The following is a 21,709-nucleotide window of genomic DNA, read 5'->3' as shown; positions in this document are numbered from 1 at the left end:
CCGAACCAGGTCCCCGGTGCGCGACGCGAGGGCCTCGGCCCCGCCGCCCCGTGGCGGACAGGCCCGAAGGGAAGCCTGGAACACACATGCCCGATCCCGGATCCCATTCCCACCCGGCCCGGAAACGGCTGACCGTCCTCTCCGGACCGTCTGGTGTGGGAAAGAGCACGGTGGTCGCCCACCTGCGACGTGAGAACCCCGAAGTGTGGCTCTCGGTCTCGGTCACCACCCGCAAGCCCCGCCCGGGCGAGCAGGACGGCGTCCAGTACTACTTCGTCACCGACGAGGAGTTCGACCGCCTCGTCACCGACGGCCAGCTCCTGGAATGGGCCCAGTTCGCGGGCAACCGCTACGGCACCCCGCGCCGCCCCGTCGAGGAGCGCCTCCAGGCCGGACTCCCCGTCCTGTTGGAGATCGAGCTCCAGGGCGCCCGTCAGGTCCGCGAGTCGATGCCCGACGCCCTGCACGTCTTCCTCGCCCCGCCCTCCTGGGAGGAGCTGGTGCGCCGCCTCACCGGGCGCGGCACCGAGTCCGACGAGGTCGTCCAGCGGCGCCTGGAGGTGGCCAGGGTCGAGCTGGCCGCCGAGAAGGAGTTCGACACCACGCTCGTCAACACGTCCGTGCAGGAAGTGTGCGAGGAGCTGCTAGCGTTGATCACCGCGCCCAAGGTGTGATAGCGGCCGGGCCCCGCGGCCCGCGCCACCCGCGCCCGCGCCGGGAACCGTCCCGGCGGCGTCCGTAGACCCGACCACCGCGCCGCGGCTCCTCCGTCGAGCCGCGGACCATCTCTGGGGGTAATTCGAAGTGGCTGGTACCGAGCCCGTCGCCGAAGGCATCACCAACCCGCCGATCGACGATCTGCTGGAGCTGGTGGACAGCAAGTACAGCCTGGTCACCATGGCCTCCAAGCGGGCCCGTCAGATCAACGCCTACTACGCCCAGCTCGGCGAAGGCCTGCTGGAGTACGTCGGCCCGCTGGTGGAGACCCAGGTCCAGGAGAAGTCCCTGTCCATCGCTCTGCGCGAGGTCAAGTCGGGCCTGCTCACCGCTGAGCCCTACGAAGGTTCCTGAGGGGCCCGTCACGCACACGGGGCAGAGGGAACCGAGGTTCTCCGCCGTCACCGGCGCCCGTCATCCGTCGTCGGCCCGGTTCCGCACGCGGAACCGGGCCGACGCTCGTGTGCGTGAGGAGGCCCGGCCGGTAGGACTCCCGCCCCTTCGACCCGCCCCCTCGTCGGGGAGCGGGCTTCGGATCACGCTGCTCGGCGCACGGCCGAGTCCTCCACGACCGACATCAGCCGGGCTGGGCCCAGCCCGGAGGAAAGCTCTGACAAGAGCGGAGAAGGACATGCGCGCCTGGTTCCCGCCCCACCACCTCCACCAACGCGTGAACCCACCGCCGGACACCGATCCGCGCCTCGCCGTTCGACAAGGCCCCTTCCGGCCCACAGCCGGAGCGTTCTCCGGGAGACCCGGTGAGTGACACGCGAACCGTTCCCCGGGTGGTCCTCGGCGTCGGCGGGGGCATCGCCGCCTACAAGGCCTGCGAGCTGCTGCGCCGACTCACCGAGACCGGCCACCGGGTCCGGGTCGTGCCCACCGCCGAGGCCCTGCGCTTCGTCGGTGAGCCCACCTGGGCCGCCCTGTCCGGCCAGCCCGTCGCCACCGGTGTGTGGGACCGGGTGCATGAGGTCCCGCACGTGCGCATCGGCCAGGAAGCCGACCTGGTGTTTGTGGCTCCGGCCACCGCCAACATCCTGGCCAGGGCGGCGGCGGGCCTGGCCGAGGACCTGCTCACCAACACCCTGCTCACCGCGCGCTGCCCGGTGGTGTTCGCACCCGCGATGCACACCGAGATGTGGGAGCACCCCGCCACCCAAGCCAACGTGGCCACCCTGCGCGCGCGCGGATCCACGGTCCTCGACCCGGCCGTGGGCCGCCTGACCGGCGCGGACACCGGGCGCGGCCGCCTGCCCGAGCCCTCGGAGCTGTTCGAGGCCGCCCGCCTGGCGCTACGCCGCGGCACCACCGCCCCCGACCTGACCGGCCGGCGCGTGGTCGTCTCCGCGGGCGGCACCCGCGAGGCCATCGACCCGGTCCGCTTCCTCGGCAACCACTCCTCCGGCAAGCAGGGGTACGCCCTGGCGCGTACCGCCGCCGCACGCGGCGCCGACGTGACCCTGGTCGCCGCGAACGTCTCCCTGCCCGACCCGGCCGGCGTGCGCGTCGTACGCGTGGGCTCGGCCGTGGAACTGGCCGAGGCCATGGACGCCGACCGCGTCGGCGCCGACGCGGTCGTGATGAGCGCCGCCGTCGCCGACTTCCGTCCGGTCGCCAGCGCCGCCTCCAAGATCAAGAAGTCGGGTACGGCGCCCGCGCCCATCGAGCTCGCGGAGAACCCCGACATCCTCGCCGGGCTGGTCGCCTCCCGCGACACCGAGCAGCTGGAACAGATCATCGTGGGGTTCGCCGCCGAGACCGACGACGTGATCGCCAACGGCCGCGCCAAACTGGCGCGCAAGGGCTGCGACCTGCTCGTGGTCAACCAGGTCGGTGAGGGGCGCGCGTTCGGTACCGAGGACAATCAGGCCCTCATCCTCGATGCGGAGGGCGCCTCGGTGGACGTGCCCACCGGGCCCAAGGAGGACCTCGCCGACAGGGTCTGGGACCTGGTCCGCCAGCGCCTGGGCTGACCCCGCGCCGACGTGGGCCCGCCACATGGGAACCACGACCGCATCCGGGCCACGCGTGTCCGAGGACTGGATTCCTACCGCCGAGTACGCCACACTTCGAACGGGCGCCCGCGTCCCCCGCGGCGCCCAGCGGGGTGGCCGAGGGGTGCCCGTTCCCACCACTCCCGTTACAGTGGACCAATAACCAACCCCGTCGGTCGGTATTGGGCCCCGGCGCGCAGCCGGGAACCGCCGCCGACGCATGTCAGCCAGCAGCCGCTGCAAGGAGTCACGCAACGTGTCCCGCCGCCTTTTCACCTCCGAGTCGGTCACCGAAGGCCATCCCGACAAGATGGCCGACCAGATCAGTGACGCGATCCTCGACGCGATGCTCACCCAGGACCCGTGTAGCCGGGTCGCGGTCGAGACGCTGATCACCACTGGTCAGGTCCACATCGCGGGTGAGGTCACCACTCAGACCTACGTCGACATCCCCGCCATCGTGCGCGAGAAGATCCTCGAGATCGGCTACGACTCCTCCGCGAAGGGGTTCGACGGTGACTCCTGCGGGGTCAACGTCTCCATCGACGCCCAGTCCCCGGACATCGCCCAGGGCGTCGACACCGCCTACGAGGCACGCGTTGGGAACGAGGACGACGCCCTCAACCAGCAGGGCGCCGGCGACCAGGGCCTGATGTTCGGCTACGCCAACCGTGAGACCCCCGAGCTGATGCCCCTGCCGATCAAGCTGGCGCACGCTCTCTCCGAGCGCCTGGCCGGGGTCCGCCGCAACGGCACGGTGCCCTACCTGCGCCCGGACGGCAAGACGCAGGTCACCGTCGAGTACGAGGGCCAGACCCCGATTCGCCTGGACACCGTCGTGGTCTCCAGCCAGCACTCCGCGGACATCCACCTCGACGAGATGCTCGCTCCCGACATCCGCGAGCACGTCATCGAGCCGGTCGTGTCCGCCTACGGCCTGGAGGCCGACGACTACCGCCTCCTGGTCAACCCGACCGGCCGCTTCGAGATCGGCGGTCCCATGGGCGACGCCGGCCTGACCGGCCGCAAGATCATCGTGGACACCTACGGCGGCTACGCCCGCCACGGCGGCGGAGCCTTCTCCGGCAAGGACCCGTCGAAGGTGGACCGCTCGGCCGCCTACGCCACCCGTTGGGTCGCCAAGAACATCGTCGCCGCCGAGCTCGCCGAGCGTGCCGAGGTCCAGGTCGCCTACGCCATCGGCAAGGCCCACCCGGTCGGTGTGTTCATCGAGACCTTCGGCACCGAGAGGGTCGCCCCGGAGCTGATCGAGAAGGCGGTCAAGGAGGTCTTCGACCTGCGTCCGGCCGCCATCGTGCGCGATCTGGACCTGTTGCGTCCGATGTACTCCAAGACGGCCGCCTACGGCCACTTCGGCCGTGAGCTGCCCGAGTTCACCTGGGAGAGCACCGAGCGCGCCGCCGCGCTGCGGTCCTTCGTGGGAGCCTGAACCAGCGCTCCACCCGCGCCCGCCTCCGACGCGGGCACCGGGGGCGGACGGCCCGAGCGGCCGTCCGCCCCCGACGCGTGTTCCGGGTCTCTCCGCATGGCGTACGAACAAAATGAATACTGCGTGTTATTCCGTATATACGCATTGTTATTACTGTGCTCGTACGTGGAGGGGATCATGGCCGCAGCAACCGTGGTGTCAGCGCTGGGACTGGCGACCCTGATCGCCCTGCCCGGCACCCATCTCGCATCCGGCCAGCCGGGAAAGGCGGCGGGGGAGGCCGTGCCCGGCACGGACAGCCTGCACGTGGACCTGGAGGCCCATACCGACGAGGAGCGGCTGGGCCCGGGTGACCAGATCCAGTACACGATCCGGGTGCGCAACTCCGGAACCGAACCCCTACCCGAGGCCCAGGCCGTACAGTTCCTGCCGCCGACGATGCGCCACGTCCCCGCCTCGCCCGGTGCCGAGGCGGGGGAGGGGCGGGTGACGTGGCCGCTGTCCCTGGAACCGGGGGAGCAGAGGAGTATGCGGGTCACCGGCGAGATCACCGGGGTCCGCGACGGGGACGCGCACCCGGTCACCACGGTGTGCGCGCGCCCCGAACCCGGAGCGGTCCTGGTCTCCTGCGACGCCGCCGTGCACCGGGTCCACGAGGCGCTGCCGCTGGTGTGGGTGGTCACGGCTCTGGCGTTCTCCGCCTCCGTGGCACTGTGTCTCGGCGGCATGGTGCGTCACCGGAACGCGCAGAGCCAGGAGCCCGGCAGCGGTGGGGCGCGGACCGAACGGAAGGTCAGCCACGTGCTCGCGGCGGAACCCAGGGTCGGACCCGAGCCCGAGCCCGAGCCCGAGCCCGAGCTTCGGCCCATGCCCCGACCGGTGCCCGGACTGCGTGTGGAGGCGCCCCCGGAGAGGGCCGTCGAACTCGACGCCCAGCCCTAGACAGCACTCCACCGCCCCCAACGGCGCCCGAGAGGCGGTGTTCACGCGGCAGGCCCCGCAGAGGTGGTAGCGCACACGACGGGCCGCGTCCCCGGGGGAGCCCGGATTCGGGGACGCGGCCCGTCAGCGGCTCAGCTCAGCTCGTTGAGCGCCTTCTCCGCCTCGGCCAGCCACGAGCGGCGGGCCTCCAGCGCGTCCTCGTGCTCCTTGGCGCGACGGGTGTCACCGCTCGCCCGGGCCTTGTCCAGCTTGGCCTCCAGGCCGCTGATGGCCGACGCCAGCTGGGAGACCGTGTCCTCGGCGCGGGCCCGCGCCTCGGGGCTGGTGCGCTCCCACTCGGCCTCCTCGGCCCGGCGTACGCCGTCCTCGATCTGCCGGAAGGCGCCCTCCAGTTGGTCGCGCACATCACGCGGCAGCTCGCCGGCCTCCTCCCATGCCTCCTGGAAGCCGCGCAGTCGGGCACGCGCCCGGCGGGGGTCGGAGATGGCGGGGATCTCCGCCTTGGCCTCGGCCAGGATGCGCTCCTTGGCCTCGGCGTTGACCCGCAACTCGGCGTCGCGCTCGGCGAAGGTGGCGTTGCGCGCGTCGAAGAAGGTGTCCTGGGCGGTCTTGAAACGCGCCCACAGCTTGTCCTCACTGGCTCTGTCCGCGCGGCCGCTTCTCTTCCACCGCTGCATCAGGTCGCGGTAGGCGCGGGCTGTGGGCCCCCAGTCGGTGGAGTTCGCCAGCGCCTCGGCCTCCACCACGATGCGCTCCTTCTCCACGCGCACCACCTCGCGTTCCTGGTCCAGGTTGGCGAAGTAGGCCTTGCGCCGCTTGGAGAAGGAGTTGCGCGCCGCCGACATGCGCTTCCACAGCGCCTGCTCGGTGGGGCGGTCGGCCCGCGGAGCCTTCTTCCACTCCTCGATGAGCTGTAGCATCCGCTCGCCGCCGGACTTCCAGTGCGTCGTCTCCACCGCGACCCGCTCGGCCTCGGCGACGATGCGCTCCTTGATCTCCCGGGCCTGGCCGCGAGCCTGCTCCTGGGCCTGCTTCTGCTCGACCTTGCGCTCCTCGGCGCGGTCAGCCAGAGAGTCCAGGCGCTTCATCAGCGCGTCCAGGTCACCGACCGCGCTCGCATCCCGTACGGAGCCGCGCAGCTTGTCGATGCTCGCCATCGCGGCGGAGGCGGACAGGTCGGTGCTGCGGAGCCGCTTTTCCAGCAGCTCCACCTCGGTGACCAGGGCGTCGTATTTGCGGTGGAAGAATGCCAGGGCTTCCTCCGGCGCCCCCGCCTGCCACGATCCGACGACCCGTTCGCCTTCGCTCGTGCGCACGTAGACCGTGCCGTCGTCGTCTACGCGGCCCCAAGGGTCCGTGGTCACCGTGTCCTCCTGCTGTCATGAGCCCGGCCGTGGGACGGGTTCGGGTCGTCGCGTCGTGTCCTCGCCGGTTCGTGATGGGAACCACCGTGCTCAGCACGATATCCATACGATTCGACGGTGGGCGCCGCGCCGTGGTTCACGTCTACGCAGATCATGGGTGTCCGCGCGTCCTCGGGCGTCAGGCCGGGAGCCCTCCCGCCCAGCAGAGGCGCAGGCAGAGGCCTCGGCGTATACCAAGGACGGTGACCAATATGGCATTACCACGCGGTTTGGCAAAGAGGCCAGCCGCTGGCGGTGATCGAATGGTGATCAAACACGTTCCGCACTTCGGCGATCGGGTCGCTGCTCCCTCCGCGTCTCGGTAGGCTCTGAAGACGGGTGGTCCGCGTGTCCGGCCTGCGGACCCACCGCCCACGACCGCGCACCCGACCGAGGACAGGACGACACCCGCCGTGCTCATCGCCGCACTTCCCACCGGGCCCCTCGCCGCGAACTGCTACGTGCTCGCACCGGCCCCCGACGGCGAGTGCGTCATCGTCGACCCGGGCCAGGAGGCCACCGAGCAGGTCGACAAGGCCCTGTCCGAGCACAGGCTGACCCCCGTCGCGGTGCTGCTCACCCACGGCCACTTCGACCACGTGTGGTCGGCCGCCGAGATCGGTGGGCAGCACGGTGTTCCCGTCCATCTGCACGCCGCCGACCGCGGCCTGCTCACCGAGCCCGCCTCCGGGGTCGACCCCGGCTTCGCGGCGCAGCTGTCCGCGCTCCTGGGCCCGGGCCCGCACACCGAACCCGAGGACCTCGTGGAGGTCTCCGGAGGCGACACCCTCACCCTGGCCGGACTGGACTTCGGGGTCGAGCACACCCCCGGTCACACCCCCGGCTCGGTCGTCTACACGGTGACCACCGGGGACGGCGTCCCCGTGATGTTCGCAGGGGACCTGGTCTTCGCCGGATCCATCGGCCGCACCGACTTCCCCGGCGGCGACCACACCGCCATGCTGGCCAGCCTCGCCAGCGCGGTGCTGGGCCGCCCCGACGACACCCAGGTCCTGCCCGGCCACGGTCCCGCCACCACGGTCGGGCGCGAGCGCGCCACCAATCCCTACCTGCGCGATATCACCAGCTGAACCGTTGGCCACGGCCGTCGCGGCGAACCAGCTTGCCCGGCAGACGGGCTCACGGCGCCGGGGCCCGCCAGCCGGTCCCGGCCCGGAGACGGGAGGCGGTGCTGGTGGTGGACGGTAGGATTCCAGGTGTTCAAGGGGCACTCTTTCAGCCGGTCCCAGTCAGGGCTCTCCGGCGCCTTCCCTCAGCCGTGTAGTTAGTGGACTTGGTAACTCATGCATCGTTACAGGACTCATACGTGTGGTCAGCTCCGCAAGGAGCACGTCGGACAGCAGGCGCGTCTCTCCGGCTGGGTGCACAACCGCCGGGATCTGGGCGGCCTGCTCTTCGTCGACCTGCGCGACCACTACGGCGTCACGCAGTTGACGGCACGCCCCGAGTCCCCGGTGTTCGAGCAGCTCAGCCGTGTCCCCAAGGAGACGGTCATCCAGGTCACGGGCGAGGTGTCGGCTCGCAGCGCTGAGAACGTCAACCCGAACCTGCCCACAGGCGAGGTCGAGGTCGACGCCACCGAGTTGGAGGTCCTCGGGACCACCGAGGAGCTCCCCCTCACGGTCTTCCCCGAGGACAACACCTCCGAGGAGCGCCGCCTCACCTACCGCTTCCTGGACCTGCGCCGCGAGCGGATGCACCGCAACGTCATGCTGCGTTCGCAGGTGGTGGCGTCCATCCGTCAGAAGATGACGGGCCTGGGCTTCAACGAGTTCCAGACGCCCATCCTCACCAGCTCCAGCCCCGAGGGCGCCCGTGACTTCCTGGTGCCCTCCCGGCTCCACCCCGGGCAGTTCTTCGCCCTGCCTCAGGCGCCGCAGCAGTTCAAGCAGCTTCTGATGATCGCCGGGTTCGACCGCTACTTCCAGATCGCGCCCTGCTTCCGAGACGAGGACAGCCGAGCCGACCGCTCGCCCGGCGAGTTCTACCAGCTCGACGTCGAGATGAGCTTCGTGGAGCAGGAGGACGTCTTCGAGGTCATCGAGAAGGTCATGACCGACGTCTTCCGGGAGTTCTCCGAGGGCTGGGAGATCACCTCCCCGTATCCGCGGATCGCCTACCGCGACGCCCTGGAGTGGTACGGGACCGACAAGCCCGACCTGCGCGTACCGATGAAGATGCTCGACGTCACCGCGCTGTTCGACAAGACCGACTTCCGCGCCTTCGCGGGTAAGAAGGTCCGTGCCCTGGCCGTTCCCGAGGTGCAGGACCAGCCGCGCAAGTTCTTCGACGGTATCGGCGACTTCGCCGTCGAGAACGGCGCCAAGGGCCTCGCCTGGCTGAAGGTCGGGGAGAACAACGAACTGACCGGGCCCATCGCCAAGTTCGTCACCGAGGTCAGCGACGAACTGCTCACCACCCTCGGTGCCGGTCCCGGCCACGGTCTGTTCTTCTGCGCGAGCGAGGACGACGCGGAGATCAACCGCATCATGGCGCCGGTGCGCGTCGAGGCCGGCAAGCGGGCCGGGCACTTCGAGGAGAAGGCGTACCGCTTCTGCTGGATCGTGGACTTCCCGATGTTCGAGCGCTCGGACGAGGGCACGATCGAGTTCAGCCACAACCCGTTCTCCATGCCTCAGGGCGGCCTGGAGGCGCTCCGGGAACAGGACCCCCTGGACATCCTCGCCTGGCAGTACGACATCGTCTGCAACGGTGTGGAGCTCTCCTCGGGCGCCATCCGTAACCACTCGCCCGAAATCATGTACGAGGCCTTCGAGATCGCCGGATACGACAAGGAGGCCGTGGAGGCCGAATTCGGCGGCATGCTCAAGGCCCTGAAGTTCGGTGCCCCGCCACACGGCGGCATCGCTCCCGGTATCGACCGGATCGTCATGCTTCTCGCGGACGAGCCCAACATCCGCGAGACCATCGCCTTCCCGTTGAACCAGAACGCGCAGGACCTGGTTATGGGCGCGCCCTCCACCGTCTCGGACAAGCAGCTGCGTGATGTCCACATTCGTACGGTCCTGCCCCCGGAGGACCAGAAGAAGAAGTAGGTCACGGATTCTGACGCCCTCGGGCAGGGCCGGAGCCGAGGAGCGGTCGAAGTAGGGCGCTGAGGAGCCTGGGGGCGGTGCGCGGAGTCGCGTGCCGCCCCTTCGTGTGCCGGAGGGGCGGTCAGCGCTTCCTGCCCCCGCACCAGCAGGTGCCGTCGCTGTCGTCGTTGTCCGTGCCGCACAGAGGGCACTTCCAGCCCCAGGCGGTGCCGCTGATTCCGAACTTTGTCACGGCACGCGTAAGTACCAGGTACATGGGCATGTCCTCTGGGATCGAAGGATTTCGCACTGCATGGTGCGTGCCCGGATTTATCTCGCTTTGAACCTGCCACATTCGGTCACACGGAGAAAACCGTCGACTATCGGGCGTTGACGGGTGCGAACGTGGCCGAACACGGCCGCGTCGCCCTGGTGCGGATGCGTTGAGAGCCGTCATCCCCTACCGTTGGGGGCGAATCACCCCTCTCGCACCGCGATGAGCATGTGCCTGGAGTGAACACAGCACATTCACGGGATTTCCCGTACGCGGTCGGAAGTGGTGGCGGAGTTCTTCTGCGCCATTGAGTCACACGAGCGTAACGATTCACACCCTGTGATCGGTCGGATGCGGCCGAGAGTGTGGAATTCGGCGCCAGCCCACCACACCGGAAAACCGTCACGCCCCGTGCCCGGCCGGGCCGTGCGGTAACCGGGTGGAACGGGCGCCGCCGTCCGCCCCGATCCGGTAACGCCCCAGCCTCGGACACCTAGAATGAGCCGGCCGGAACGTTTCAGGGGTGGCCGCGCCTGAGCGCGGGTGTGACGTCCGAGACGACATGAGGATGAGTCATACGTGAACGGAAAACGCGCTGTAGGTGATGGTTCCGAGAGCGCTCTCGCGGGAGCGTTCTCCCACGCCCCCGAGCCCATGGCGCTCGCCCGGACCGACGGCGCGATCCTGCACGCCAATCTGGCCTTCACCGAGCTCTTCGGCCTTGAGGAGGCCGACATCGCCGGCCGGGCGTGGTACGGCCTCCTCGACGGTGACGACGTCCAGCGCGGCGTCCGCGCCCACGACGACGCTCTCGCCGGGCACTGGGGCCGCCGTGCCCGCCTGCGCCTGAGCGTGGCCGAGAAGGCCGCCCACCTGGTGGAGGCCGAACTGCGCGTCCTGCCCCGGGACGACGAGGACGCCGACGGCGCGCGCGTGGTCGCACTGCTGCACGTGCTCTCCACCGAGGAGGCCGACCTGCGGGTCGTCGGCGAGCTGCGCACCGACAACTCCGACTCCGTCCTGTGGAGCCTGGACCTGGGCACCGGGCGCCTCCGCGAGCTCTTCGGACCCACGCCGCTCGGCGCCCTGCTGGCCGGGAACGACCGCGAGCTCGAACGCATCCTGGAGCGGGTCCACCCCGACGACATCGCCCGTGTCCGCGACGCCATGTCCGCCTCCTTCGCCGGACGCGACTACGAACAGCGCTTCCGCGTCTTCGACCGCCTCGGAGACGAGCGCTCCCTGCACGTACGCGCTCGCTACGTGCCCGGCGACCCTGACCGCCTGGTCGGCATCGTCGACGACGTCACCGAGCACGTCCAGCTCGTCCGCCGACTCGCCGACCGCCGCCGCACCGAGGCCGAGCACGGCCGCCTGGTCACCGAGCTGTCCTCCAAGCTCGTCTCGGCCACCACCGTCGACAAGGTCATGGACCTGCTCAGCGAGGAGTTCCTGCCGATCTTCGGCGGTGTGCAGGCCATCGCCCTCTACGTGGAGGGCGGGCTGCTACGCAGCTCTCCCAACGCCCGGGCCCAGGGCGGCAACCTCGACCGCATCGACGGCCGTCGCGCCGACGACACCGACTTCCCCATGGGCGCCGTCATCCAGGACCGCCAGCCGCGCTTCTTCGAGAGCCGCGCCGAAGTCATCAGCCGCTTCCCCGCCGCAGTCGAGCTCATGCGCCAGGTGCGCGGCCAGGCATGGGCCACGGTACCGATCTTCGGTGACGGCAAGGTCGCCCTCGGCGTCTGGCAGATGGTGTGGGACCGCCCCCACCACGCCAGCCGCGACGAGCGTGCCCTGATGCTCACCTTCGCCGGGCTCGCCGGACAGGCCCTGCAACGGATCAAGGCCCAGCAGGCCGAACTGGAGCTGGCCGACGCCGTGCAGCGCCGCATGCTGCCCCGCCAGGTGCCCTGCTTCTCCGACATGGACATCGCCACCAAGTACCTGCCCTCCCGGGCGGACTGGCGCATCTGCGGCGACTTCTACGACGTCATCGAGCTGCCCGAGAACAAGGTCGGCCTCCTGGTCGGCGACGTGCAGGGACACGGAGTGGAGGCGGCCGCCGCCATGGGCCAGATACGCGTGGCCTTTCGTGCCTACGCCTCCAACCAGTCCGACCCCGGTGTGGTCCTGGGCGAGACCAACCGCCTGCTCACCGAGACCGGTGAGATCGTCTTCGCCACCTGCGCCTACCTCGTCGTGGACCGCGAGAGCGGTGTCATGCAGGCCGCATGGGCCGGGCAGCCGCCGGCAGTGCTGGCCTCCAAGGGCAGCTACGAGATCTGGGAGCCCGAGACCGGCCCGCCGCTGGGCGTGCTCCCCGACACCGAGTACCCCGTCACCACGCGCATGCTCACGCCCGGCGTCTCCCTGCTGCTGTGCTCAGACGGGCTCGTGGAGAGCTCGGAGGTGCCCATGAACGACGGACTCGCCCAGGTCGGAGCGACTCTGGCCGAGCACTACGAGACCCCCGAGACCGCCGCACACGTCCTGGCCGAGATGGCTCCCGCCGGGCGCGGCGACGACATCGCCCTGCTGGTTACCCGCATGACCCCTTCCGCCGAGTTCGCGCGCGGCCGGACCGCGGTGGCGTCGGAGGCCTGACCGTTCCGGGGCTACCCTGGGGGCGTGCACGAAACGCTGTTCGACGACGCAGGAGCCGAGGCCGCCCGAGGGCAGGAGCCGCTTGCCGTGCGTATGCGCCCCCGGACCCTGGACGAGGTCATGGGCCAGCGCCACCTGTTGGGCCGGGGCAGCCCGCTGCGGCGCCTGGTCGAGGACGACGCGCCCATGTCCATCTTCCTGTGGGGCCCGCCCGGCACCGGGAAGACCACCCTGGCCATGGTGGTCAGCCGTGTCACCAGGCGCCGCTTCGTGGAGCTGTCGGCGGTCAACGCCGGGGTCAGGGACGTACGCGCCGTCGTCGACGACGCCCGGCGGCGCATGGGCATGCACGGCACCCGCACCCTGCTCTTCGTCGACGAGGTGCACCGCTTCAACAAGACCCAGCAGGACGCGCTGCTGCCCGCGGTGGAGAACCGCTGGGTCAGTTTCATCGGAGCCACCACCGAGAACCCCTTCTTCTCCGTGGTCAGCCCGCTGCTGTCCCGCTCGCTGCTGCTGTCCCTGGAGTCCCTGGAAGAGGACGACGTCCGCGCCCTCGTGGACCGGACCCTGACCGACGAGCGCGGGCTGGACGGCCGCTACACGCTCTCGAAGGACGGTGCCGACCATCTCGTGCGCCTGGCGGGCGGCGACGGCCGTCGCTCCCTGACCTACCTGGAGGCTGCCGCCCTCGTCGCCGGATCTCCCTCCGAGGAGCCGGTCACCATCACCGCCGAGCACGTCGAGCGCGCCGTTGACCGGCATGCCGTCCGCTACGACCGCTCCGGGGACCAGCACTACGACGTCGTCAGCGCTTTCATCAAGAGCATGCGCGGTTCTGACCCCGACGCCGCCCTGCACTACCTCGCCCGCATGATCGAGGCGGGGGAGGACCCCCGCTTCATCGCCCGCCGTATCGTCGTGCACGCCAGCGAGGACGTGGGCATGGCCGACCCCACCGCTTTGCAGACTGCCGTGGCCGCCGCCCAGACCGTCGACCTCATCGGCATGCCCGAGGCCCGTATCAACCTCGCCCAGGCCGTCATCCACATCAGCCTGGCCCCCAAGTCCAACGCCGTGATCACCGCCATCGACGCCGCCTCGGCGGATGTGCGGGCGGGCATGGCCGGACCCGTCCCCGCCCATCTGCGCGACGGCCACTACAAGGGCGCCGCCGATCTCGGCCACGGGAAGGGCTACCGCTACGCCCACGACTTCCCCGGCGGTGTCGCTCCCCAACAGCACGCCCCCGAGGGCCTCACCGACCGCGAGTACTACCGTCCCACCCAGCACGGTGCCGAGCGGCGTTTCGGCGAGGTCCTCCAGCGCATCAAGGGCGTCCTCCGGGGCGGTGGCCAGCGCGGCTGAGGGCCGGGGCGACGAGGGGGAGACGGGCCCGTAGGGCCGCTCCCCCTCGAAAGCACCCAGGAGGAGCCCCCTAGTCGGTGAACAGCTCGGTGACCTGCACGACCTCGCGGGGGTCCCCGTCCTCTCCGGAGTCCTCGGAGAAGGTCACCTCCACGATCACCACCGGCCCCCACGACAGGTAGTCGACGAAGTCGCTTCCGGTCAGCTCCCAGGTGCCGCGACCCTCCGCGTCGAGGAACACGTGGTCGGGCGCGGCGCAGAACTTCGCGCAGAGCACCTCGGCGTCGGGGGCTATGACCGCCTCGGCTGGCTCACCGGCCTCGTCCCACTGTTCGGCCCAAGCGGTGTGGCTGGGCACCCCCCGTCCGCGGATCGGCTCGTCGTCGCGGTCGACGGGGGTGTACACCCACGGCCCCGACTCGGGGGACTCCTGGTCGGCGGGGTCGAACCGCACCACCAGTGTCAGCGGATCCTCCTCGGCGGAGGGGCTTTCCTCGGCGACCTCCTCCTCGGCGGCGTCGGAGGCCAGGGCCTCGTCATCGTCGGGCCCGAACAGCTGGGAGAGCCCCCAGACTCCGGCGCCGATGAGCCCGAGGGCGAGCGCCACGCTCCCCGCCAGGAACAGCGCACGGGTGGGGCGACGGTTGGACATGCGCCCCTCCAGGCGGATGACCTGGGGCACGCGCGCGGGTGGTTCCACGGCGTGCCACTCGCGCTCCAGGATGAGCGACAGTTCGCCACGGTCGGGGGAACCGGCCCCGGTGGTGTCCCCGGCCGGGGACACCGCGCGGTCCTGGGCGCTCCCGGCGTTCTCCGCCTGCCACATCGCGATGACCGCGCCGATCACCTCGCGCAGGCTGGGGCGGCGGTCGGGGTCGGGGTCCAGGGCGCGCCCGACCACGTGCCTCAGCCCCTTGGCCAGCGAGTCCAGGTCGAAGGAACCCCGCGCGGCGCGCTCGGCGATCTCCTCGGGGTCGCCGGGGCCGAAGGGCAGGCGTCCCGTTCCGGCGAAGGCGACGACGGCGCCCCAGGCGAACACGTCGGCGGCGGGTGTGGCCGCCCCGCCCCCGAACCGTTCGGGGCTCAGCCAGGTGGCGCCCGATCCGCGCAACCGCTCCGCGGAGGCTGCGACCGCGCACTCCATGATGTGCGGCCCGTGCGACTCCAGCAGGACATCGCCGGGACGCAGAGAGCCGTGTGCCACCCCGCGTGTGTGCAGCGCGGACAGGCCTTCGGCCAGGCCGGTGGCCAGGGCGATGAGTTTCCCGGTGCCCAGCCCGCCGCGCTTGGTGACGTAGTGCGACAGGCGCTCGCCCGCCAGGTAGGGCATGGACAACCAGGGCGGGTTGGCGTCGCTGTCGAAGGCCAGGGGGACGACCACGCGTCGGGGGTCGACGTTGGACAGGGCGCGCAGGCGCTGTTCCAGGGCGGGATAGACGTCGGGGGAATCCAGTTCGGGGGAGGTGAGTACCTTCACGGCGACCAGGCGGTCGCCCGCGCTGGCGGGCGCGGTGTCCACGGCGGCGTAGACGGTGCCGGTGGCTCCCTGGCCCAGACGTCCGAGGACGAGGTAGGGGCCGATCCGCGAGGGGTCGTCCGGATAGAGGGGTGCCAGGTCCGGCGGTACCAGTACGGAGATCTCTCGGGGAGAACGAGGGCTCATGGGTGTCCTGTCGGTGCTTCAGGGGCCGGTGGGCGGCTGAGTGTCCGGACATCGTAGTGAAGATCCCGCTTCGTAGTGATTCTCCTTCAGAGCAGGCCGTTCGTCGATCCCGAGTCCTCCACCGACCGCACAGTGCGAACAGTCGACTGGTGCGTGACCCGTGACACTTTCGGCTCCGCCGTGGCGTGTCCGCACGACCGGCGGCAGGACACGATAGGGTCAGCCGAAATCGGCTCGACCCGCGTACCACGGGGAGCCCGGTCGTCCCTCAGGCCCGGCGCGTGCGCGAGGTCGTCCGCACCCTCTAAGTAACCCTCTATCTGCCCACGGAGCCCGCATGCTGACCGGAGGAGAGGTCGCCGCGCTCGTCGCCGCGGTGGTCTGGGCGGTGCTGGCCACGTTCATGTGCGTGGCGCTCGTCAAACTGATCAAGCTCATCAACGAGACGACCAAGGTCGTTTCGGAACTGGGGGACCGCACCCCGCCGCTCATGGACGACGTCGCGTCCACGGTGGAACGCACCAACACCTCGCTCGAACGCGTCGAGGAGATCACCGCCAACGTCCAGGCCAGCTCTGAGGACGTCTCCACGGTGACCGCGCTGACCCGGTCGGTCCTCACCGGTCCGCTGGTGAAGGTGGCGTCGCTGTCCTACGGTGTGCGCCGCGTGCTCGGCCAGCGCAAGGCCCTGGCGGTGGTGCGGAGCCGCAAACGGAGGGCGAACCGGTGATCGGCAGGCTGTTCTATCTCGCGGCGGGGGCCGCCATCGGCGGTTACGCGGTCCACCGGGTGAACCGGGCCAGGCGTGCACTGACACCCGGGGGTATCGCCGACCGCGTGGAGGGCCAGGTCAGCGAGTACCGGGGTGCCCTGCGCGAACTCAACGAGGACCTGTCCCGGGCGGTGTACGAGCAGGAGGAGGAACTCCTGCGCCAGTACGCCCCGAAGGGCCGACGGTCCCTCCCCGAGGGCGACGGGCGGCCTCCGGAGCTGTCCTGAGGGCTCCGGAGGCCGCTGCCGTACGGGGCTGCGGCGTCATGGTGCTTTTCGCGGCAGCTGGGTAGGGGCGCCCGTAGAACCGACATAGGACCGTTCCCCAACTAATGGAGGTCGCCCCGTGTATCCGCAACAGCCTTCGGAGGATCCGAACAAGGGCGGACAGCGCTCCGGGGGTCAGTACCCCGGTGCCCCGCACGCCGGTGACCCCTACGCCGGGGGTCAGTACCCAGAAGGCCAGTCCCCACAGGACCCGGCGCAGTACGGCGGCTACCCGCCACCCGCCCCGGGGGCACCGGGCGCGGGTCCGGCCAAGATGCCCGGCGCGGCCATCGCCGTGCGGGTGCTGATGTTCATCGGCGGCGCCTGCGGCCTGCTGTTCGGCGGGCTGATGTGGATCGCCGCCGCGATGGCCGCCAGCGGCGGCCAGGTCGGTGAGGAGATGCGGCGCGCGATGCAGGAGGCGGGCCTACCGCTGTCCGGTGCCGAGGCCGGGGTGTTCTTCGGTGTCATGGGCGCGATCCCGTTCGTCTACGGGGTCGTGTCCATCGTGCTGGCCTCGCTCATGGGCCGCCGCAGCCCCGCCATCCTGTGGGCGGTCGTGGCCTTCCAGGGCCTGGCGGCGCTGATCCTGGTGATCAACCTGTTCACCGGCGGCCTCGCCGCGGTGATCCCGCTGGCCTTCACGGTGGCCATGATCGTGCTCATGCTTCTGGAGGGCACGCGTGCCTACTACACACGCCCCTCAACGGACGCCTACGGCTACTGATATCTCCTGGGCCCGTTGTGGCAGCGAGAGGGGGCCGGGTCGCACACTGACCGGCCCCCTCTCCGTGTCCGTGACTTTGCCCCACCTGCCCGTTTCGTGTTCTTTCGGAACCCCTCTGTAGGGTCGTGGCGCTGACACGATGGGTTACGGAAAGGCCGAAAAGTGAACCCAGCCCCCCGTCCCCAACAGTTCTCCGGTTCTCCGGAGCAGCCGCGGGGAGCGCCGTACGGGTACGGCGGCCAGTCGCCGCCACAAGCACACGGCCACCCGCCGGGACATGCCCTCCCCGGATATCCGGCCGCCCCACACCAGCACCCCCGGTATCCGTACGCGCCGCGCCCGCCGATGCCCGGCCAGGTGATCGTGGCGGTCGTCATGATGGGCCTCGGTGCCCTCCTCGGATTCGGCTTCACCCTGTTGTACGGGGCCGTGGCCCTCATCGCCGCGCTCAACGACGAGGCCAGGCAGGATTTCTTCAACGACGTCGCCGGCGCCGCGACCCCCGGGGCGATGGTCGTGCACACGACCCTCTTCGCCCTCATGGGACTGACCTACACCGTCGCCTCGATCACCATGGCCATCCGTGCGGGACGGCGCACACCGGCCACGCCCCGGGCGATCGCGGCCCTGCACCTCCTGGCCTCCCTCAGCCTGCCGCTGAGCGGATGGACCTCCTTCACCGGCGACGTCTCCACCGTGGTCCTCACGGGCGTCACGGGCCTGTACGGCGCGGTGGTCTGCCTGCTCGCCATGACGGGCCCGGCCCGCGCCTACTACCGGCCCCGAGACCGCCCGTCCACACCCCTCCACGATTCTCAGTAGAGTCCTGGCGTCATCCCCAACACGACCCCGAAAGGATCCCGGTGCACCCCTCACCGCAGCCCGGCCCCCACCAGCCCTTCCCAGGCCAGGCCCCGGCCGGTTACGGCTTCCCCGGGCAGATGCCTCCGCCTCCCATGGCCCCACCCGTACCGGTCGCCATGCCGGGCCAGGCCGTCACCGTCCGGGTGCTCATGTTCATCGGTGGCCCCCTCGGCATCCTCCTGGGCGTCCTCATCGGTGCCATCGCCCTGCTGGGCTTCGGCGTCGGAGAGATGCTCGGAGACGAGGACCCTGAAGGGTCCTTCGGCTTCCTGGCGGCCTTCACGGGAGCCATCGCCCTGATCCCCCTGGTCTACGGTGTCGCCTCCACGACCCTGGCCGCCCTCATGGGCCGCCGTAAGCAGGGCCTGTTCTGGGGCGTCGTCGCCTTCCACGGCGTCGCGTCCCTGATCCTGCTCCTCATGGTCGTCCTCGGCGACTACCTCTCCCTGATCCCGCTGGCTTTCGCCGCGCTGATGATCGGCCTGATGTTCACGCCCAGGGTCCGCGAGTTCTACCTGGCGTAGCCACGTCCTCCCGGGGCCCGCCAGTGGTCAGCGGCGATAGCCTTGGAACAAACCAGGCCGCCGACGCTGTCCAAGGGACGGGGCCCCGGCGGCCACCCGTAAACCACGCGCGCTGGCGCGGCGGCCCCCTCTACGATGGGCCCCTACCGACCACGCGTGACAACGGTCCCACGCTGGGACAGACACGTCGCCCCGGGCGGCGGAGCAAGCACAGGAGGGCATCAATGGAGACGGCAGAAATCGCGCGCCGCTTCCTCAGTTTCTTCGAGAAGAACGGACACACCGTGGTGCCCTCGGCAAGCCTCATCGCCGAGGACCCCACGCTGCTGCTGGTGCCCGCGGGCATGGTTCCGTTCAAGCCCTACTTCCTGGGCCAGCGCACGCCTTCCTACGACACCGCGACCAGCGTCCAGAAGTGCATCCGCACCAAGGACATCGAGGAGGTCGGCAAGACCTCCCGGCACGCGACGTTCTTCCAGATGCTCGGCAACTTCTCCTTCGGCGCCTACTTCAAGGAGCAGGCGATCCCGCTGGCGTGGGAACTGGTCACCACCCCTGTAGGCGAGGGCGGTTTCGGCATCGACCCCGACAAGCTGTGGGTGACCGTCTACCTCGACGACGAGGAAGCCGAGACGATCTGGCGTGACAAGGTCGGGGTCCGGCCCGAGCGCATTCAGCGCATGGGCATGGAGGAGAACTACTGGGACATGGGCGTGCCCGGCCCCTGCGGTCCCTGCTCGGAGATCTTCTACGACCGCGGCCCCGAGTACGGGGTCGAGGGCGGGCCCGAGGCGGACGAGAACCGCTACATCGAGATCTGGAACCTCGTCTTCATGCAGTACGAGCGGGGTGAGGGCAGCGGCAAGGACTACCCGATCCTCGGCGACCTGCCCAAGAAGAACATCGATACCGGACTGGGCCTCGAGCGCCTCGCGGCGGTCCTACAGGGCGTCGACAACATCTACGAAACCGACATCATCGGCCGCGTCCTGCACCGTGCCGCCGAGTTGGCCGGTACCCGTTACGGCGACAGCGCGGAGCAGGACGTCATGCTCCGCGTGGTCGCCGACCACGTGCGCAGTGCCGTCATGCTCGTCGGTGACGGCGTCAAGCCCGGAAACGAGAAGGCCGGGTACGTCCTGCGCCGCATCCTGCGCCGCTCCATCCGCAACCTGCGCCTGCTGTCGGGCACCGACACCGCCTTCCTGCACGAGCTGACCGAGGTCAGCATCGACGCCATGAAGGACATCTACCCCGACCTGCTGGACAAGGCCGACGTCATCCACGGTGTGATCGACACCGAGGAGAAGAACTTCGCCGACACCCTGCGCGCGGGCACCGCGCTGTTCGGCCGCGCGGCCGAACGCACCCGTGCCGCGGGCGGCACCGTCTTCTCCGGTTCGGACGCCTTCCAGCTGCACGACACCTACGGCTTCCCCATCGACCTGACCCTGGAGATGGCGTCCGAACAGGGTCTGTCCGTGGACGAGGGCGCCTTCCGCGAGCTCATGCAGCGCCAGAAGGACACCGCCAAGGCCGACGCCAAGGCCAAGAAGCTCGGCAACGCCGACATCTCCCTGTACTCGCAGCTGCTGGAGGGCGCCGGGTCGACCGACTTCCTCGGCTACACCGATGCCGAGAGCGAGTCGCACGTCAAGGGCATCGTCGTCGACGGCGCCTCCTCGCCCGTGGCCCGCGCGGGGGAGAGGGTCGAGATCATCCTGGACCGTACCCCGTTCTACGCCGAGAGCGGTGGCCAGCTCGCCGACACAGGCACGCTGACCGTGGACGGCCGCGGCGTCGTGGACGTGGAGGACGTACAGAAGCCGCTGCCCGGCCTGTTCGTGCACCGGGGCGCCGTCCGCTCGGGCGAGGTGGTCCTGGACGACACCGTGCACGCCACCATCGACACCGGCCGCCGTCACGCCATCGAGCGCTCGCACTCCGCCACCCACCTCATCCACTCGGCGCTGCGCAACTCCCTGGGCCCGTCGGCGGGCCAGGCTGGTTCGGAGAACCGCCCCGGCCAGCTGCGGTTCGACTTCACCGCGGACAACGCGTTGGGCGGCGCGCGCCTGGCCGAGGTAGAGGAGGAGGTCAACACCGTCCTGGCTGGTGACATCCCGGTCCAGACCGAGGAGAAGAACCTGGACGAGGCGCTCAGCATGGGCGCCCTGGCCATGTTCGGTGAGAAGTACGGTGACCGCGTGCGCGTCGTGGAGATGAGCGACTACTCCGTCGAGCTGTGCGGCGGCACCCACGTGCCCTCCACCGCCAGGCTGGGCATCGTCAAGCTCCTGGGCGAGTCCTCCATCGGCTCGGGCGTGCGCCGTGTGGAAGCGGCCGTGGGCGTGGACGCGTTCAGGCGCCTGTCCAAGGAGTCCGCGCTGGTCGGTCAGCTCTCCGAGCAGCTCAAGACCCCGCGCGAGGAGTTGCCCGAGCGGATCGACACCATGGTCTCCCGGCTGCGCACCGCGGAGAAGGAGATCGAGAAGCTGCGCGCCGCGCAGGTGCTCCAGGCGGCCGGCTCGATCGCCGAGGGGGCTCGCCGCCACGGTTCCGCGCTGGTCGTGGCCACCCCGGCGCCGGAGGGCGCCAGCGGCGACGACCTGCGCAAGCTGGTGCTGGACGTGCGCGGCCGTCTCGGCGAGAACGAGCCCGTGGTCGTGGCGATGACCGCCGTGCCCAAGGACCGCCCGGTCGTGGTGATCGCGGCGAACAAGGCCGCGCAGAAGGCCGGGATCAAGGCGGGCGAGCTGGTGGGTATCGCGGCCCGTGCGCTCGGCGGCGGTGGCGGCGGCAAGCCCGACATCGCCCAGGGCGGTGGCAGCGACGCTGGAAAGGTCGACGAGGCACTGCGTGCCGTCGAGGAGCGTGTGGCCAGGGACTAGGGAGTGTGTCTACGGGCGTGTGCGGAGACCGCCTACAGCGGTTTCGCACACGCCCGACGTGCGTCGCCCCCGTCGTAGCCAGCACGGCGCTGAATCGACGCACGGGCGTACGGCGAATCTGTAGTGTCGCGGTCTGTGACGATGTGGAGAATTCCGACACGCTCGGGCACCGCCGTTTCAGCAGG

17 protein-coding genes are annotated in these 21,709 nt (G+C 70.3%); 15 read left to right on the top strand and 2 right to left on the bottom strand.

The genetic code is table 11. The features are described from left to right. Positions 1–86 precede the first annotated feature (86 nt). From gmk to AC0T5L_RS18125, 5 genes are all read left to right on the top strand, one after another. The gene (gmk, locus tag AC0T5L_RS18145) at positions 87–674 is read left to right on the top strand and encodes a guanylate kinase (protein WP_476166687.1); all 588 of its coding nucleotides are present in this window, start codon (positions 87–89) and stop codon (positions 672–674) included. Positions 675–804: 130 nt separating this feature from the next. Beyond that, positions 805–1,071: a DNA-directed RNA polymerase subunit omega gene (gene rpoZ, locus AC0T5L_RS18140; protein WP_211716102.1), complete on the top strand. Its 267-nt coding sequence runs from the start codon at positions 805–807 to the stop codon at positions 1,069–1,071. Between the two features lie 431 nt (positions 1,072–1,502). Continuing rightward, entirely contained in the window at positions 1,503–2,693 is a 1,191-nt protein-coding gene (coaBC, locus tag AC0T5L_RS18135) for a bifunctional phosphopantothenoylcysteine decarboxylase/phosphopantothenate--cysteine ligase CoaBC (RefSeq protein ID WP_476166704.1), read from the top strand. A gap of 277 nt (positions 2,694–2,970) precedes the next feature. Continuing rightward, positions 2,971–4,164 carry a methionine adenosyltransferase gene (gene metK / locus AC0T5L_RS18130; RefSeq protein WP_476166686.1) on the top strand — a complete coding sequence of 398 codons (1,194 nt, stop codon included), beginning with the start codon at positions 2,971–2,973 and terminating at the stop codon, positions 4,162–4,164. Between the two features lie 177 nt (positions 4,165–4,341). Then, complete coding sequence (locus AC0T5L_RS18125) at positions 4,342–5,106, top strand: hypothetical protein (RefSeq protein ID WP_476166685.1); 765 nt, start codon at positions 4,342–4,344, stop codon at positions 5,104–5,106. Positions 5,107–5,237: 131 nt separating this feature from the next. Here the strand turns inward: AC0T5L_RS18125 and AC0T5L_RS18120 are convergent, their stop codons facing one another. Continuing rightward, positions 5,238–6,470 carry a DUF349 domain-containing protein gene (locus AC0T5L_RS18120; protein ID WP_476166684.1) on the bottom strand — a complete coding sequence of 411 codons (1,233 nt, stop codon included), beginning with the start codon at positions 6,468–6,470 and terminating at the stop codon, positions 5,238–5,240. Between the two features lie 452 nt (positions 6,471–6,922). Here AC0T5L_RS18120 and AC0T5L_RS18115 point away from each other — a divergent pair, with 452 nt between their 5' ends. From AC0T5L_RS18115 to AC0T5L_RS18100, 4 genes are all read left to right on the top strand, one after another. Next, positions 6,923–7,600, top strand: coding sequence for an MBL fold metallo-hydrolase (locus tag AC0T5L_RS18115; protein ID WP_476166683.1), 678 nt, complete (start codon positions 6,923–6,925; stop codon positions 7,598–7,600). Between the two features lie 213 nt (positions 7,601–7,813). Then, positions 7,814–9,586, top strand: coding sequence for an aspartate--tRNA ligase (gene aspS / locus AC0T5L_RS18110; RefSeq protein WP_476166682.1), 1,773 nt, complete (start codon positions 7,814–7,816; stop codon positions 9,584–9,586). 907 nt (positions 9,587–10,493) lie between these two features. Continuing rightward, positions 10,494–12,449, top strand: coding sequence for a SpoIIE family protein phosphatase (locus AC0T5L_RS18105; RefSeq protein ID WP_476166703.1), 1,956 nt, complete (start codon positions 10,494–10,496; stop codon positions 12,447–12,449). A gap of 24 nt (positions 12,450–12,473) precedes the next feature. Further along, positions 12,474–13,817 carry a replication-associated recombination protein A gene (locus AC0T5L_RS18100; protein ID WP_476166681.1) on the top strand — a complete coding sequence of 448 codons (1,344 nt, stop codon included), beginning with the start codon at positions 12,474–12,476 and terminating at the stop codon, positions 13,815–13,817. Between the two features lie 70 nt (positions 13,818–13,887). On the opposite strand, the gene AC0T5L_RS18095 is transcribed toward AC0T5L_RS18100, so the two are convergent. Further along, positions 13,888–15,480 carry a serine/threonine protein kinase gene (locus tag AC0T5L_RS18095; protein ID WP_476166680.1) on the bottom strand — a complete coding sequence of 531 codons (1,593 nt, stop codon included), beginning with the start codon at positions 15,478–15,480 and terminating at the stop codon, positions 13,888–13,890. A 337-nt stretch (positions 15,481–15,817) separates the two neighbouring features. Here AC0T5L_RS18095 and AC0T5L_RS18090 point away from each other — a divergent pair, with 337 nt between their 5' ends. From AC0T5L_RS18090 to alaS, 6 genes are all read left to right on the top strand, one after another. Then, positions 15,818–16,210 carry a DUF948 domain-containing protein gene (locus AC0T5L_RS18090; protein WP_476166679.1) on the top strand — a complete coding sequence of 131 codons (393 nt, stop codon included), beginning with the start codon at positions 15,818–15,820 and terminating at the stop codon, positions 16,208–16,210. Then, positions 16,207–16,479 carry a hypothetical protein gene (locus AC0T5L_RS18085; protein ID WP_476166678.1) on the top strand — a complete coding sequence of 91 codons (273 nt, stop codon included), beginning with the start codon at positions 16,207–16,209 and terminating at the stop codon, positions 16,477–16,479. The genes AC0T5L_RS18090 and AC0T5L_RS18085 overlap by 4 nt, the downstream gene beginning before the upstream one ends. 118 nt (positions 16,480–16,597) lie before the next feature. After that, entirely contained in the window at positions 16,598–17,245 is a 648-nt protein-coding gene (locus AC0T5L_RS18080) for a hypothetical protein (RefSeq protein WP_476166677.1), read from the top strand. Between the two features lie 345 nt (positions 17,246–17,590). Beyond that, positions 17,591–18,067 carry a hypothetical protein gene (locus AC0T5L_RS18075; protein ID WP_476166676.1) on the top strand — a complete coding sequence of 159 codons (477 nt, stop codon included), beginning with the start codon at positions 17,591–17,593 and terminating at the stop codon, positions 18,065–18,067. A gap of 41 nt (positions 18,068–18,108) precedes the next feature. Next, positions 18,109–18,633: a hypothetical protein gene (locus AC0T5L_RS18070; RefSeq protein ID WP_476166675.1), complete on the top strand. Its 525-nt coding sequence runs from the start codon at positions 18,109–18,111 to the stop codon at positions 18,631–18,633. 224 nt (positions 18,634–18,857) lie between these two features. Continuing rightward, positions 18,858–21,524, top strand: coding sequence for an alanine--tRNA ligase (alaS, locus tag AC0T5L_RS18065; RefSeq protein ID WP_476166674.1), 2,667 nt, complete (start codon positions 18,858–18,860; stop codon positions 21,522–21,524). The last annotated feature ends 185 nt before the right edge of the window (positions 21,525–21,709 follow it).

This window comes from Nocardiopsis sp. TRM 82005 (assembly GCF_056312425.1).
This window is presented reverse-complemented; position numbering and strand designations above follow the sequence as displayed.

What these genes read in the sequence shown, in the direction of transcription:
- gmk (WP_476166687.1), top strand. Translation starts at nt 87, where the DNA reads ATGCCCGATCCCGGATCCCATTCCCACCCGGCCCGGAAACGGCTGACC.
- AC0T5L_RS18125 (WP_476166685.1), top strand. Translation starts at nt 4,342, where the DNA reads ATGGCCGCAGCAACCGTGGTGTCAGCGCTGGGACTGGCGACCCTGATC.
- aspS (WP_476166682.1), top strand. Translation starts at nt 7,814, where the DNA reads ATGCATCGTTACAGGACTCATACGTGTGGTCAGCTCCGCAAGGAGCAC.
- AC0T5L_RS18105 (WP_476166703.1), top strand. Translation starts at nt 10,494, where the DNA reads ATGGCGCTCGCCCGGACCGACGGCGCGATCCTGCACGCCAATCTGGCC.
- AC0T5L_RS18095 (WP_476166680.1), bottom strand. Translation starts at nt 15,480, where the DNA reads ATGAGCCCTCGTTCTCCCCGAGAGATCTCCGTACTGGTACCGCCGGAC.
- AC0T5L_RS18090 (WP_476166679.1), top strand. Translation starts at nt 15,818, where the DNA reads ATGCTGACCGGAGGAGAGGTCGCCGCGCTCGTCGCCGCGGTGGTCTGG.
- AC0T5L_RS18075 (WP_476166676.1), top strand. Translation starts at nt 17,591, where the DNA reads ATGCCCGGCCAGGTGATCGTGGCGGTCGTCATGATGGGCCTCGGTGCC.
- alaS (WP_476166674.1), top strand. Translation starts at nt 18,858, where the DNA reads ATGGAGACGGCAGAAATCGCGCGCCGCTTCCTCAGTTTCTTCGAGAAG.